The organism is Plantactinospora sp. WMMB334 (genome assembly GCF_049179095.1).
In the GTDB taxonomy this organism is placed as follows: domain Bacteria; phylum Actinomycetota; class Actinomycetes; order Mycobacteriales; family Micromonosporaceae; genus Plantactinospora.
The window spans coordinates 2445093-2459807 of the sequence record NZ_JBMHME010000002.1 but is presented as its reverse complement, the minus strand read 5'-3'; the positions used below and the strand labels follow the sequence as shown (position 1 = coordinate 2459807).

The 14715-nt window shown below is 72.4% G+C and carries 11 protein-coding genes; 5 read left to right on the top strand and 6 right to left on the bottom strand.

What is annotated here, in order from left to right; all coding sequences use genetic code 11:
* Positions 1-22 precede the first annotated feature (22 nt).
* Genes ACN27G_RS10405 through ACN27G_RS10395 form a run of 3 tightly spaced genes read right to left on the bottom strand, consistent with a single transcriptional unit; the run spans position 23 to position 2972 of the window.
* A complete protein-coding gene (locus ACN27G_RS10405; protein ID WP_421492579.1) occupies positions 23-814 on the bottom strand; it encodes an SDR family NAD(P)-dependent oxidoreductase in 792 nt (263 codons plus the stop codon).
* Entirely contained in the window at positions 811-2130 is a 1320-nt protein-coding gene (locus ACN27G_RS10400) for an L-fuconate dehydratase (RefSeq protein ID WP_421492578.1), read from the bottom strand. Before ACN27G_RS10400 ends, ACN27G_RS10405 begins: the two co-directional genes overlap by 4 nt.
* Positions 2127-2972: a fumarylacetoacetate hydrolase family protein gene (locus tag ACN27G_RS10395; RefSeq protein WP_421492577.1), complete on the bottom strand. Its 846-nt coding sequence runs from the start codon at positions 2970-2972 to the stop codon at positions 2127-2129. Before ACN27G_RS10395 ends, ACN27G_RS10400 begins: the two co-directional genes overlap by 4 nt.
* A 287-nt stretch (positions 2973-3259) precedes the next feature.
* Here ACN27G_RS10395 and ACN27G_RS10390 point away from each other — a divergent pair, with 287 nt between their 5' ends.
* Positions 3260-6670 (top strand): glycosyl hydrolase family 95 catalytic domain-containing protein, encoded by a 3411-nt coding sequence (locus ACN27G_RS10390; protein ID WP_421492576.1) that lies wholly within the window; start codon positions 3260-3262, stop codon positions 6668-6670.
* Between the two features lie 97 nt (positions 6671-6767).
* On the opposite strand, the gene ACN27G_RS10385 is transcribed toward ACN27G_RS10390, so the two are convergent.
* Positions 6768-7289, bottom strand: coding sequence for a GNAT family N-acetyltransferase (locus ACN27G_RS10385; RefSeq protein WP_421492575.1), 522 nt, complete (start codon positions 7287-7289; stop codon positions 6768-6770).
* Between the two features lie 181 nt (positions 7290-7470).
* On the opposite strand from ACN27G_RS10385, the gene ACN27G_RS10380 reads away from it, so the two are divergent.
* The gene (locus tag ACN27G_RS10380) at positions 7471-8694 is read left to right on the top strand and encodes a mechanosensitive ion channel family protein (RefSeq protein WP_421492574.1); all 1224 of its coding nucleotides are present in this window, start codon (positions 7471-7473) and stop codon (positions 8692-8694) included.
* A gap of 82 nt (positions 8695-8776) precedes the next feature.
* On the opposite strand, the gene ACN27G_RS10375 is transcribed toward ACN27G_RS10380, so the two are convergent.
* Positions 8777-9616, bottom strand: a complete 840-nt coding sequence (locus tag ACN27G_RS10375; RefSeq protein WP_421492573.1) for a MerR family transcriptional regulator — start codon at positions 9614-9616, stop codon at positions 8777-8779.
* 151 nt (positions 9617-9767) lie between these two features.
* Between ACN27G_RS10375 and ACN27G_RS10370 the strand changes: the two genes are divergently transcribed.
* Positions 9768-10610 (top strand): SDR family NAD(P)-dependent oxidoreductase, encoded by an 843-nt coding sequence (locus ACN27G_RS10370; RefSeq protein WP_421492572.1) that lies wholly within the window; start codon positions 9768-9770, stop codon positions 10608-10610.
* Positions 10611-10739: 129 nt separating this feature from the next.
* Here the strand turns inward: ACN27G_RS10370 and ACN27G_RS10365 are convergent, their stop codons facing one another.
* Positions 10740-11732, bottom strand: a complete 993-nt coding sequence (locus ACN27G_RS10365) for a hypothetical protein (protein WP_421492571.1) — start codon at positions 11730-11732, stop codon at positions 10740-10742.
* A 261-nt stretch (positions 11733-11993) separates the two neighbouring features.
* Here ACN27G_RS10365 and ACN27G_RS10360 point away from each other — a divergent pair, with 261 nt between their 5' ends.
* Positions 11994-13064: a LacI family DNA-binding transcriptional regulator gene (locus ACN27G_RS10360; protein ID WP_421492570.1), complete on the top strand. Its 1071-nt coding sequence runs from the start codon at positions 11994-11996 to the stop codon at positions 13062-13064.
* Positions 13065-13113: 49 nt separating this feature from the next.
* Positions 13114-14712, top strand: coding sequence for an FAD-dependent oxidoreductase (locus tag ACN27G_RS10355; RefSeq protein ID WP_421492569.1), 1599 nt, complete (start codon positions 13114-13116; stop codon positions 14710-14712).
* Positions 14713-14715: the final 3 nt, after the last annotated feature.

Sequence of the window (14715 nt, the reverse complement as noted above, 5' to 3'; positions counted from 1 at the left end):
CGGATCGGACGGCCGCGCGCCGTCAGATCGGCGGCGGTGGGCCCGGACGGAGCCGCAGCCCGTGCATGCCGCCGTCGACCCCGAGCACGGTGCCGGTGGTCGCCCCGGCCAGCGGGCCGGCGAGGTAGGCGATCGCCGCCGCCACCTCCTCCGCGCCGACCAGTCGTCCGGTCGGCTGCCGGGCCTGGAGAGCGGCGAGCTCCGCCTCCGGGTCCTCGGCGGCGGCGAGCAGCCGGCGTACCCAGGGGGTGTCCACGGTGCCGGGGTTGACGCAGTTGACCCGGATCCCCTCCCGGACGTGGTCGGCCGCCATCGCCAGGGTCAGCGACTGCACCGCACCCTTGGTGGCGCTGTAGAGCGCCCGGTCGGGCAGCCCGGCCCAGGCCGCGATCGAGCAGGTGTTGACGATCGCGGCGTGTGCCGACGCCCGCAGGTGCGGCAGCGCCGCCCGGGTCACCCGGGCGATGCCGACCACGTTCACGTCGAAGACCCGGTGCCACTCGTCGTCCGGGTTGCTCTCAACCGTGCCGCGCGCGCCGATTCCGGCGTTGTTGACGAGGACGTCGATCCCGCCGAGCGCCTCGGCGGCGGAGGCCACCGCGGCCCGTACCGAGCCGTCGTCGGTGACGTCGGCGGCGAGGCCGAGCAGTGGCGCGGGGACCTGCTCCGGGTGCAGGTCCAGGCAGGCGACCCGGGCACCCCGGGCGGCGAGCAGGCCGGCCGTCGCCAGCCCGATCCCGGAGGCCCCGCCGGTCACCACCGCCGCCAGCCCGGTGAACTCCCCCCGGGCGGCGCCCTGCCGCTCCCCCGTCACGGCCGCACCACCCCGACCGGGGCCGTCGACCAGAGCGGGCCGTCCGGGAAGGCGTACTCGGCCAGGGTCTCCGGGCGCATGGTGGCGCTGAACCCGGGCGCGGTCGGTGCGGCGTACCGGCCCCGGCGGATCACCACCGGGTCGACGAAGTGCTCGTGCAGGTGGTCGACGTACTCGATGACCCGGTCCCGCATGGAGCCGGCGACGGCGACGTAGTCGAACATCGAGAGGTGCTGGACCAGCTCGCAGAGCCCGACCCCGCCCGCGTGCGGGCAGACCGGCACGCCGAACTTCGCCGCCAGCAGCAGAATCGCGATGTTCTCGTTGACCCCGGCCACCCGGCTCGCGTCGATCTGGGCGTAGGAGATCGCGCCGAGCTGGAGCAGCTGCTTGAAGACCACCCGGTTGGCGACGTGTTCGCCGGTGGCGATCCGCATCGGCGCCAGTTCCCGGGCGATGGTGGCGTGCCCGACGACGTCGTCCGGGCTGGTCGGCTCCTCGACCCAGTACGGGTCGAAGGGCGCCAGCTCGCGCATCCAGCGGATCGCCTCCGGCACGTCCCAGCGCTGGTTGGCGTCGACCGCGATCCGCACCTCCGGCCCGCAGATCTGCCGGGCGATCCCCATCCGCCGTACGTCGTCGGCCAGGCTCGCGCCGACCTTCAGCTTGATCTGGGTGAAGCCGTCGGCCAGCGCCTCCTTGCAGAGCCGGCGCAGCTTGTCGTCGTCGTAGCCGAGCCAGCCGGGCGAGGTGGTGTAGGCGGGAAAGCCGTCCTCCAGCAGGCGTGCGGCGCGCTCGGCCCGGCCGGGCTCGGCGGCGCGGAGGATCGCCAGCGCCTCGTCCGGGGTCAGCGCGTCGCTGAGATAACGGAAGTCGACCAGGTCGACAAGCTCCTCCGGGCTCAGCTCGGCCAGCAGCCGCCACAGCGGCAGCCCGGCCCGCTTGGCCCGCAGGTCCCAGAGCGCGTTGACCAGCGCGGCGGTCGCCATGTGCATGACGCCCTTCTCCGGGCCGAGCCAGCGCAGCTGCGAGTCGTGCACCAGCTCGCGCCAGAAGCCCCCGAGGTACGCCAGGACCGCGTCGACCGGCCGGCCGATCAGGTACGGCCGCAGCGCGGCGATCGCCGCGGCCTGTACGTCGTTGCCCCGTCCGATGGTGAAGGCGAAGCCGTGCCCCTCGTGCCCGTCGCCCACGTCGGTGCGCACGATCACGTAGGCCGCCGAGTAGTCGGGGTCCGGGTTCATCGCGTCGGAGCCGTCCAGCTCGCGCGAGGTCGGGAACCGGATGTCGGAGATCTCCAGCCCGGTGAAGATCATGCCTGCCCCACCGTCTGGCGTTGCCGCCCCAGCCCGTCGATCTCCAGCTCGACGACGTCGCCGGCGACCAGGTACGGCTTCGGGTCGGGCTGGCCGAGCGCCACCCCGGCCGGCGTGCCGGTGTTGATGACGTCTCCCGGATAGAGCACCAGGAACTGGCTCAGGTAGTGCACGACCTCGGCCACCGGGAAGACCATGTCCCTGGTGGTGCCGTCCTGCCTGACCGCCCCGTTGACCCGGAGCCGCAGGCCCAGGTTCTGCGGGTCCGGCACCTCGTCGGCGGTGACCAGCCAGGGGCCGAGCGGGTTGAAGGTCTCGCAGTTCTTGCCCTTGTCCCACTGGCCGCCGCGTTCGAGCTGGAACTCGCGCTCGGAGACGTCGTGCGAGACCGCGTAGCCGGCGACGCAGCCGAGCGCCTCCTCCGGGCTGCCGAGGTAACGCGCCGTCCGCCCGATCACCACGGCCAGTTCCACCTCCCAGTCGGTCCTGGTGCTGCCGCGCGGTATCAGCACCTGGTCGTCGGGGCCGACCACGGTGTCGGCGGCCTTCATGAAGACCACCGGCTCGGTCGGGAGCGGCGCGCCGGTCTCGGCGGCGTGGTCGCGGTAGTTCAGGCCGATGCAGATGATCTTCCCTGGGCGCAGCGGCGGGCCGATCCGGGTCGTCCCGGGCAGCACCGGCAGGGCCTCGACGTCGACTCCGGAGAGCCGGTCGATGCCGCCGCCGGCCAGAAAAGCCGGGTCGATGTCGTCGACGATCCCGCCGAGGTCACGCAACCGACCGGCACCGTCCAGCAGCGCCGGAGATTCCCGCCCCGGTTCGCCCACCCGCAACAGCTTCACCCGTGGCCCCCAGACCTCTCGTAACCAGCCCGCAATACATCCGATGTCTATCAGGTGACCTTGCCGGGACACAAGGGCACATCGGAAATCGTGGTGCCGTCTGCCGGGAGACCGGGTTGTGTCTCGGAGATGTCCTTTGTAACCTCGTCGCCAAACATCGGATGCATGCCGGGCCGCGCGGATCGGCGCCGCGATGCCCACCGGCCCGTCCGTATCGGGCTACCCGTACCGTCCGCTCACCCGTCAGCGAGTTCTTCCCCGGCCCCTCTGACGAACCGGAGAGGTTCATGGATGACCCTAACCGGCGGCCCGCGCCGCGCCGACTCACCGCCGCCACGCTGGTCGCGGCGATGAGCATGGTCCTGCCCGCCTGGTCCACCGGCACGCCCGCCTCCGCCGCACCCGACACCGGCCCGAGCGCCACCGCCGCCGAGACCGGCGACCCGCTCACCCTCCGGTACGACGAGCCCGCCACCGACTGGGAGACCCAGGCACTGCCGATCGGCAACGGCGCCCTCGGTGGCATGGTCTTCGGACGCGTCGCCGCCGAGACCGTGCAGTTCAACGAGAAGACACTCTGGACCGGCGGCCCCGGCTCGGCCGGCGGCTACGACTTCGGCAACTGGACCTCGCCCCGCCCCGGCGCCATCGCGGAGGTGCAGCGGCTGATCGCCGAACGGGGCCGGCTCAGCCCGGAGGAGGTGGCGAGCCGGCTCGGGCAGCCCAAGAGCGGCTTCGGGTCGTACAACACCTTCGGCGACCTGTCGCTGCGGCTCGCCGCGGACCCCGGCACGGTCGGCGACTACCGCCGCACCCTGGACATCGGCCGGGCGGTCGCCACGGTCTCCTACACCGCCGACGGGGTGCGCTACACCCGCGAGTACTTCGCCAGCCACCCCGACCGGGTGCTGGTGGTCAGGCTCAGCGCCGACCGGCCCGGCCGGATCGCCTTCACCACCGGGGTGACCGCCCCGGACAACCGGTCGAAGACCATCACCGCCAGCAACGGCCGGATCACCTTCGCTGGCGCTCTCACCGACAACAAGCTGCGCTACGAGTCGCAGATCCAGGTCACCGCCGAGGGTGGCACGGTCAGCGACGGCGCCGACGGCACGGTCGCGGTGGCCGGTGCCGACACCGCCACGGTGGTGCTCGGCGCCGGCACCGACTACGCGGACGCGTACCCGACGTACCGGGGGGCCGATCCGCACGCCGCGGTGACCGCCGCCGTGGACGCGGCGGCCACCAAACCGTACCCCGACCTGCTCGCCGCGCACGTCGCCGACCACCGCGCGCTCTTCGACCGGGTACGCCTCGACATCGGCCAGCGGATGCCGCAGCTCCCCACCGACGAGCTGCTCCGCGCCTACCGGGGCGGCGCCTCGGCGGCGGACCGCGCCCTGGAGGCGCTCTTCTTCGCCTACGGCCGCTACCTGCTGATCGCCTCCTCCCGGGCCGGCTCGCTGCCGGCGAACCTCCAGGGCGTCTGGAACAACTCCACCAACCCGCCCTGGTCCGCCGACTACCACGTCAACATCAACCTCCAGATGAACTACTGGCCGGCGGAGACGACGAACCTCGCCGAGACCACCACACCGCTCTTCGACTACGTGGACGCGATGGTGCCGCCGGGGCGGGTCACCGCCGAGCAGATCTACGGCAACCGGGGCTGGGTGGTGAACAACGAGACCAACCCGTACGGCTTCACCGGCCTGCACGACTGGGCGACCTCGTTCTGGTTCCCCGAGGCGGGCGCCTGGCTGGCCCAGCACCACTACGAGCACTACCGGTTCACCCGGGACGAGACGTTCCTGCGGGAGCGGGCGTACCCGCTGATGAAGGAGCTGGCGCTCTTCTGGCTCGACGAGCTGGTCGTCGACCCGCGCGACGGCACCCTCGTGGTCTCGCCGAGCTACTCGCCGGAGCAGGGCGACTTCACCGCCGGCTCGTCGATGTCGCAGCAGATCGTCTGGGACCTCTTCACCAACACCGTCGAGGCGGCCGGGATCCTCGGCGGCGACCGCGACCGCCGGTTCCGCCAGGAGCTGCGCGACGCGCTGGCCCGGCTCGATCCGGGGCTGCGGGTCGGCTCCTGGGGGCAGCTCCAGGAGTGGAAGGCGGACCTGGACGACCCGGACAACGAGCACCGGCACGTCTCGCACCTCTTCGCCCTGCACCCGGGCGCCCAGATCACCGCGCTGCGGGACCCGGCGCTGACCGCCGCCGCACGGGTGTCGCTGACCGCGCGCGGCGACGGCGGCACGGGCTGGAGCAAGGCATGGAAAATCAACTTCTGGGCGAGGCTGCTCGACGGCGACCACGCGCACAGGATGCTCACCGAGCAGTTGCGGCAGAGCACCCTGGCCAACCTCTGGGACACCCACCCGCCGTTCCAGATCGACGGCAACTTCGGCGCCACGGCCGGCGTCGCCGAGATGCTGGTGCAGAGCCAGGGCGCTGACGTACACGTGCTGCCGGCCCTGCCCACCGCCTGGCCGACCGGGTCGGTGGCCGGGCTGCGGGCCCGGGGCGACCTCACCGTCGACGCCGCGTGGTCCGGCGGCGCCGCCACCGAGATCGCGGTCACGGCCGGCCGCAACGGTGAGGTCACGCTGCGCAGCCCGCTCTTCGCCGGGCCGTACCGGCTGGTCGACACGACCACCGGCAGGCGGGTGCAGCAGCGCGGTAACGGCGAGAAGGTCACCTTCACCGCCCGCAGGGGTCACCGGTACATCGCCACCGCGCAGGTCGGCTTCGAGATCGAGGCGCCGGAGACGATGCAGGCCGGCCGGTCCGGCACGGTCTCGGTGACGGTCCGCGCCGCGGGCGACCGCACCGTGCCGGCGTCCCGGCTCAGGCTGGTGCTGCCGGCGGGCTGGAGCGCCCGGCCGGGTCGGGTGCAGGTGCCCCGGTTGCGGCCCGGTGACTGGCAGGTCTACCGGTTCACCGTCACGCCGAGCGTCGAGGCGGCGGCCGGCCGCAATCGGATCGAGGCGCGGCTCGTGCACGACGACTGGCGGGCCTCGGCGGTGACCTCGATCCAGTTGCCGGTGCCACCGCCGTGTCCCCGGCCGACCCCGGGCGTCCCGCTGGTCGCCTGGAACCCGACCGCCGGGGAGACCGTCGCCGACCGGTCCCCGAACGGGCGCGACGCGACGGTGCAGACCGGTGCGGCGTACGCCGAGGCGGGGCCGACCGGCAGCGCGCTGCTGCTGGACGGCAACCGGTTCCTGCGTACCGCCCCGACCAGCCTCGGCTACCTCGAGACCGCGACCTTCGCGGCCGAGGTCAGGGTGACCACCAGCGGCAGCTACCGGCGGCTCTTCGACTTCCAGCCCGGCGGCGACCCCGGCACCGACGGCATCCTGATCGACCTGACGCCGGGCAACCAGCTCCGGTTCATCGGCTCCGGCACCGGGGTGACAAGCGACGCCACGGTGCCGGTGGGCCGCTGGGTCGACCTGGTGGTCACGATGGACGACGACGGCGGCGTCGCCGTCTACCTCGACGGCCAGCGGGCCGGCACGGCGCAGGTGCCGGACGGCGGCATCGTCGGCTGCGCCACCCGGGAGCTGCGGTTCGGCGCCGACCAGGACGGCGGCCAGCGGCTGACCGGCGAGGTCGACCGGATCGCGATCCTTCCGGAGGCGCTCCCGGCCGACGAGGTCGGCACCTGGCAGACCCGCGCCTTCGGCTGATCGGCCGGGGATTCCGCACACCCCTCGTCGCTCGGCGGGCCGGCCTCCCCGGTCGCCCGCCGGGCGGTGCGGCCGACCGTGCGGGAGTGCACGACGATCACCGATCCCCCGGAACGTGCCGCCCGTCCCGATGGAACTCGTACCACCGCTGGAGCGCTCCGTACTGCTCGAACCGGTGCCGCAGCCTCGCCCCGTTGCGCTCCAGCAGCCTGGTCGAGCGGTCGTTGGCGTCCTGCGTCACGGCGATCAGGACATCGTCGTCCATCCACGTGAAGAACCAGTCGACCAGCGAGCTGATCATCTCCGATGCCAGCCCCTGACCCCAGGACGCGCGCCGTAGCTGGTACGAGAGCTCCCAGGGACCCCGCTTGCGGCTGAGGTCGCCGCTGCCGACCAGCTCACGTGTGCCGCGGTCGACGATCACGAACCCTCCCCAGGCCGGTTCGGAGACAGTCCGACCGGCCCTTGCCCGCGCGGTCGGTCGGTCCAGCGCCCCACCGAGGTGACGACGGACCTCGTCGTCCAGGTAGAGCCCGATCAGTCCGGCCAGATCCTCGGGAGCCGGCCGACGAAGAATCACCCGGCCGGCGTCGAGCGGTTCGGGCAGCCAGGGCAGCATTCCACCATGATGCCTGCCAGCGGACCCGGTGCCGGCGGGTAAGGTCTGCCGGTCGGCAGCCTCGGGGCCGACTGGACAATGCCCGGCGTGCCGGCACATCTACCGGAAAGCCTTGGGGCCGCGGTCCCGACGGCGACGGCGGCGGAACGACGACGGTCTGGTTCGACGGAGGGAACCTGGTGTGCGTGACAATCTGATCAGCCTCGGGGTCATCGCCGGTGCGGCGGCCGGCGCCGTCGTCCTGGTGACGGTGGCCTACCGGATACTGCGCTACCTCGGCCGTCGCTCGATGCTCCTCGCCGAACTGTCCCGGCGGGCCTATCCGCCGGCATCGGTGATCGCGGCCCTCGTGGCGATCTGGCTGGCCGTGCCGGCCGCCACCAGCAACGGCTGGCACGAGCCGTTCTTCCGGGGGGTCCTGCTCGCCGTGATCGCGGCCGTCGGCTGGCTGATCGCCACGCTGACCGACGTCGCCGCAGCTACCGCGCTGCGCCGGTTCCGGATGGACGTGCGGGACAACCTCTCCGCGCGGCGGATGCACACCCAGATCACCGTCATCCGCCGGGTCGCCGTCGCCGTCATCGCGGTGCTCACCATCGGGGCGATGCTGGTGACCTTTCCGCAGGCCCGGGCGGTCGGAGCCAGCGTTCTGGCCTCCGCCGGACTGGCCGGCATCGTCGCCGCGCTCGCCGCGCAGAGCATGCTCGGCAACGTGCTGGCCGGCCTGCAACTCGCCTTCGGCAACGCGCTGCGCATCGACGACGTGGTCGTCGTGGAGGGCGAGTGGGGCCGGGTCGAGGAGATGACACTCGGCTACGTGGTCATCAAGATCTGGGACGAGCGCCGGCTCATCCTCCCCTCGTCGTACTTCACCTCGACACCGTTCCAGAACTGGACCCGCACCGACGCCTCGGTGCTGGGCACCGTCGAGATCGACGTGGACTGGTCGTTGCGGGTCGAGGAGATGCGCCGCGAGATGCGCCGGATCGTCGAGGCCGAGTCGGACGGCCTGTGGGACGGGCGGGTCTGCGTTCTCCAGGTCACCGACGCGACCGGCGGTATGGTCAGGGTACGGCCGCTGGTCAGCGCCGCGAACAGCTCGGCCCTGTGGGATCTGCGCTGTCTGGTCCGGGAGAAGCTGGTCGCCTGGGTCCAGCGGCAGCAGCCGTCCGCCCGACCCCGGGTGCGGGCGGACCTCGACCCGGCCGGCGGAGGACCGGCGGAGTTGCCGGCGATCGACGGCGTGTCGTCCCCCGACGGTGGTTCGGCCTCCCCCGACGGCGCGGAGCGCGCGGCACGTACAGCATGGGAGGACGGGGTGGAGGGCGCCGACAGTGCCGACGCGTCGGAGGGCGCGGAGAGCGCCGGTTCGCGACCGGCGACGCCGGCACAGCGGACCGACTGAATCGGACGGTCCGACCTGTGGACCGGAGCCATGACCAGCCGCGTCATCCGCCTCCCGCCCGGGTCGACCGCCGGGTTGCGGTTCAGTCCGCGAGTTGATGCGCCAGGTTCCCCGGTGGGGTGACGCGGAAGACCGGCCAGCCGATCTCGGTGCGCCACCGGTCGCGGATCGGGGTGTCCCGGGGGCCGGCGAGATAGGTCTCGTTGATCGGTCCGTCGACGGCCAGGGCGTGCGCGACCACCCAGGCGCCGAGGCGGCCGTAGGTGACGTCGATGTCGTCGTGCGGGCCGGCGTGGACGGCGATGGCGAGGTCGGTCGCCGGGAGCTCGACAACCTGGATCCGCCCGGACGCGGCGGGGCAACGGACGGCCCGGAAGACGGTCATGGCGCCGGCACCGTCGGTGAAGAGTTCGTTGGCGTAGCGACCACCGGGCGGGCCGGTCCGCTCGGCCGGTGGGAACGCCGCGTCCAGTTCGGCCATCGCGGTGTCATACCAGGCGACCGCGTCGTCCAGCGCAACGTGGTCGCTGATCGCGGCGACCGTCCGGGCGGCGACGGTACGTAGTTCCACCCGCAGATCGTTCGGGTCGGGATGCAGCAACTGCCGCAGTGACACGACGGCGGACCGGGTGCGGTCCAGCTCCTGTTCGAGCCGGCGCAGGTGGCCGTCGATCAGCTCGGCGCGCCGCTGCGGATCATCGGCGCGGAGGATCGACCTGACCTCGGCCAGCGGGACGTCCAGCTGGCGGAGCCGGTGGATGACCTGCGCGGGCGGGATCTGCTCGGCGGAGTAGTAGCGGTAGCCGGTGAACCGGTCGACCACTGCCGGTTCGAGCAGCCCGGACTCGTGATAGCGACGGAGCGTCCGCACGCTCAGCTGGGTGAGCGTGGCGAACTCGCCGATGGTCAGGCCCTGGCGCATCCGCCCAGTCTGCCTGCTGGACTCTCTCCCTGCGGGAGGTCCCAGGGTGGTGTCGTGGACGTCGTCGACGCGCCGGGCATCCGGCCGATTATCGCCAAATAATTCCCTTTCACCTGTTACAAGCGTAGAAAGTATTCTGGGGTATTCATCCATGAGGACGTGGTTCATTACCGGCGGCACTCCGGGCGGGTTCGGCATGGCCTACGCCGACGCCGCACTCGACCTCGGCGACCGGGTGGTGCTGACCGCCCGCCGCCCCGACGAGTTGCGGGACTGGGCGCAGGCGTACGACGACCGGGTGCTGGTGCTGCCCCTGGACGTCACCGACCCGGAGCAGGTGCGGCAGGCGGTAGGCAAGGCCGAGGCGCACTTCGGCGGCATCGACGTGCTGGTCAACAACGCCGGCCGTGGCTGGTACGGGTCGATCGAGGGCATGGCCGACCCGGACGTACGCCAGATGTTCGAATTGAACTTCTTCGCCGTGCTCTCGGTGGTCCGGGCCGTGCTGCCCGGCATGCGCGCCAGGCGCAGCGGGTGGATCGTCAACATGTCCTCGGTGGCCGGCCTGCGTGGCGTGACCGGATTCGGCTACTACAGCGCCACCAAATTCGCGATCGAGGCCGTCACCGAGGTTCTCCGCGCCGAGGTGCGGTCCCTCGGCATCCGGGTGATGGCGGTCGAGCCCGGGGCCTTCCGCACCCGGGCCTACGCCGGCTTCGCCGACGAGCCCGTCACCGAGACCATCGCGGCGTATCGGCCGATGCTGGCGGAGGTCCGCGCCGCGATGATCGACCAGGACGGCAACCAGCCCGGCGATCCGCGCCGGGGAGTCCTCGCGGTCATCGCCGCCATGGCGCAGGAGTCGCCGCCACACCGCCTGGTCCTCGGCAGCGACGGGTTCGACGCCGTCGTCAGCACGCTCGAGGAGACCCTGGCCGACATCCGGGCATCCGAGCCGCTCTCCCGAGGCGCCGACCACCCGGCCGCGCCGTAACGTACGCACCTTCGTGGCCGACCACCGGCGGGCTCGCGTACTCGGTACACGAGCCCGCCGGTGAGCCGCGGGCGGGCCGCACGGTGTCGGGGCGAACAGGACGTCGCCGGGATGCGGGGCGCCGGGGCGTCACACGGCGCGGGCCACGCAGATCCGGGCGCCCAGCCGGGGGCCGGCCTCGTAGAGCATGTACGACACACCGCCGTCGGTGCCGAACGCGGGTGACGCGGTCCGCCCGTTGTCGGAGGCGATCGGGCGGTGGAAGACGCCCAGGTGCACCTCGCGGTCGAAGTTGTTGCCCACCTCGGTCAGGTACATGTTGCCGGTGTTGCCGTGATATGCCAGGTACGCGGTGCCGTTGCGGGTGAGCAGGTGGGCCCCGGAGATGTCGACGCAGCCGTCGGGGGTGGGCGAGACCAGCGGGGTGGGTGAGAACTGCCAGCCGCTCCAGCCGCCCGGCGACCAGCCCCAGAAGATCTTGCGGGTGCCCGGGCCGACCGTGTGCACGGCCATGAAGACCATCACGTAGCGGTTGCCCCTGCCCGCGACCGGGTGCTCGAAGACCCGTGCGTAGGAGGTCTCGGTGGTGTTCGGCACGAGGTTGGTGGAGAGGATCGGGGTCTCGTCGCCGAAGTGGACGCCGTCGGTCGACCTGGCCACCCGGGTGGTGTTGTTCTCGCCGTGGAAATAGAGGTAGAACTGCCGGGTCGGGGCGTCCCACACCACGTGCGGCGACGCGACGTGGCTGACCGTCACGCCGCCGGGCAGGTTGCGGTCGACGATCGGGTTGCCGGCGTACTCGGTGTAGGGGCCCTCGAGGCGGTCCGCGTAGGCGAGGCAGATCCCGCCGGGCGCGTCGTGCGGGCTGTAGTAGAGGTAGTAGCGGCCGAGCCGGTTGCCGATCTTGTCGTAGACCCCCCGGACGCACGGAAAGATGAACTCGCCGGTCGGGTCGTAGCGCAACGGTCCGGCGAACGCGTCGCGCACGTACCGGTAGCTGGGGAAGCCGGCGGGTCCGGCCAGTGCGGGGGTGGCGGCGCTCAGACCGGCGACGGTGCCGCCGGCAATCGCGGCGGCACCGCGCAGCAGCGCGCGGCGGCCGATTTCAGGGGTACGGGCCATGGGACGGTCCTCCAGTAACCCTCGGTGATCCGGCGTCCGGAGCTGGACGCCGCTCGTTGGTCGAGAAGTCAATCCCGCCGACTGAGGCACGTCAAGACGCTAATACGAATTATCAGCGGCACTTCGGCGGAATTTTCCTCGACCTGGGGTCTTGACGAGCGAGCGGTAGCAGTGGCTACAGTTCACGCCAACGAAACCTGATACGTATTAGCTAGAAACGGATGCGTACCCAGAGTGACTGAAGTACGAAGCAGCAGGCGCGTGACCCAACAGGACATCGCGCGGATGACCGGCGTCAGCCAGGCGACGGTGTCGCTGGTCCTGAACGGCCGCGCCGACGGCGACGTCCGGATCGCTCCCGAGACCCGGGCCCGGGTGCTCGACGCCATCCGCAGCACCGGCTACGTCGCCGACCCGATCGCCCGCCGCCTCGCCGCCCGGCGCAACCGCATCCTCGGCGTCTTCACCTACGAGCCGGTGTTCCCCGCCGGCACCGGCGACTTCTACCACCCGTTCCTGGTCGGCATCGAGCAGGGCGCCGAGTCGCTCGGTTGCGACATCCTGCTCTTCACCAGCGCGCCCGTCGTCGACGGCCGGCGTCGGATCTTCCACGAGGACAACCGGCTGCGGCTGGCCGACGGCTGCGTGCTGCTCGGCCGCTCGCTCGACCGCGACGAACTGACCCGGCTGGTCACCGAGGGCCAGCCCTTCGTCTCCGTCGGCCGGCGCGACGACGCCGGCGGCCCGGTGCCGTACGTCGGCGCCGACTACCCGGCAGCGACCGCGGCGATCGTCGCGCGGGCCGCCGCGCTGGGGCACCGCACGCTCGCCTACGTGGGGCAGGCCGGCCACCCGGCCGGCCCGGCGCCGCAGACCGGGCTCGACGGCCGGGACCGGCCGGCCGCACCCGAGTCGCACGCCGACCGCGAGCGCGGTTTCCGGGCCGCCGTCGCCGCGGCCGGGGTCACCGGCGTCCACGAGCCCGTCGAGGACCGCTCCCCGGCCGAACTGCTCGACTCGCTGCTCGCCCGGGGCGTGACGGTCGCACTCATGGAGGAGTACGCCGACGGCGCCGCCCTCGTCGCCGCCGCCCGCGAGCGCGGCCTGGAGATCCCCGGCGACCTGTCGGTCGCGGCCCTCGGCGACCCGACCCGGCCGGCCCCCTCCGACGTGGACTTCACGATGTTCCGGATCCCCCGGCGCCAGATGGGTTGGCAGGCGGTGGAGGTGCTCACCGGGCTGATCGAGGGGACGCCCGCCACACAGAGCCCGCCGCAGATCGTCCTCGACTGCGAGCAGGTCGAGGGCACGACCCTGGCGCCACCCCGATGACTGGGCCGCCACCCAGATGCTCAGCCACGCTCGGACGAAAGGGCAACCGTTGTCAGATCTGACCTGTGACCTGCTGGTCGTCGGCGGAGGACTCGGCGGCGTCGCCGCCGCGCTGGGTACGCTGCGCGCCGGCCGACGGGTCGTGCTCACCGAGGAGTACGAGTGGCTCGGCGGCCAGCTCACCAGCCAGGCGGTGCCGCCGGACGAGCACAGCTGGGTCGAGCAGTTCGGCGTGACCGCCTCCTACCGGGCCCTGCGGGACGGCATCCGCGAGCACTACCGCCGCCACTACCCGCTGACCGACCGGGCCCGCGCCGACCGCCACCTCAACCCGGGCGCCGGGCACGTGAGCCGGCTCTGCCACGAGCCGCGGGTCGCGGTGGCGGTGCTCGAGAGCATGCTCGCGCCGTACCGCGGAAGCGGTCGCCTGGTCGTCCTGCAACCGGCCCGGGCACTCTCCGCCGACGTCGACGGCGACCGGGTGACCTCGGTGACCGTCGCGCACGAGGACCGCGAGGTGACCATCACCGCGCCGTACGTCGTGGACGCCACCGAGACCGGCGAGTTGCTCCCGCTCACCGGCACCGAGTACGTCACCGGCTTCGAGTCGCGCGCCGAGACCGGCGAGCCGAGCGCCCCCGACGAGGCGCAGCCGGCCAACATGCAGGCGGTCTCGGTCTGCTTCGCGGTCGACCACGTCGACGGCGACCACACGATCGACAGGCCCGACCGGTACGACTTCTGGCGCGCGTACCAGCCGCCGTTCTGGGGCGACCGGCTGCTGTCGTTCCGGGCGCCGCACCCGCGCACGCTGGAGATCACCGAGCGGTCGTTCACCCCCAACCCGGACGACGACCCTGCCCTCGTCGTCGCCGACCAGCGGCGCGACCCGGGTGACGGCAACCTCTGGACGTTCCGCCGGATCGCGGCGCGGCGCAACTTCCGGAACGGCTTCTACGACAGCGACATCTGCCTGGTCAACTGGCCACAGATCGACTATCTGGAGGCGCCGGTCATCGACGTCGCCGACCCGGCGGCCGGGATCGCCGCGGCCCGCGAGCTGTCCCGCTCGATGCTCTACTGGCTGCAGACCGAGGCGCCCCGCCCGGACGGCGGCACCGGCTTCCCCGGGCTACGGCTACGCGGCGACGTGACCGGCGGCGCCGACGGTCTCGCCCAGGCGCCCTACGTCCGGGAGTCCCGCCGGATCCGCGCCCGATACACCGTCGTCGAGCAGGACCTGTCGCTGGCCGTCCGGGGCGACAAGGGCGCAGTCTCCTACCCGGACAGCGTCGGCGTCGGCATGTACCGCATCGACCTGCACCCCTCGACCGGCGGCGACAACTACATCGACGTCGCGTCGTGCCCGTTCGAGATCCCGTTGGGCGCGCTGCTCCCCCGGCGGGTCACCAACCTGATCGCGGGCGGGAAGAACATCGGCACCACCCACATCACCAACGGTTCCTACCGACTGCATCCCGTCGAGTGGAACGTCGGCGAGGTCGCCGGCGTGCTCGCCGACTTCTGCCTGGCCCGCCGGACCACTCCGGCCGGCGTTCGCGACACACCCGGCCTGCTGGCCGACTTCCAGAACCGTCTCACCGCCGAGGGCGTCGAGCTGCGCTGGCCCGACGTCTCGGGCTACTGAGAG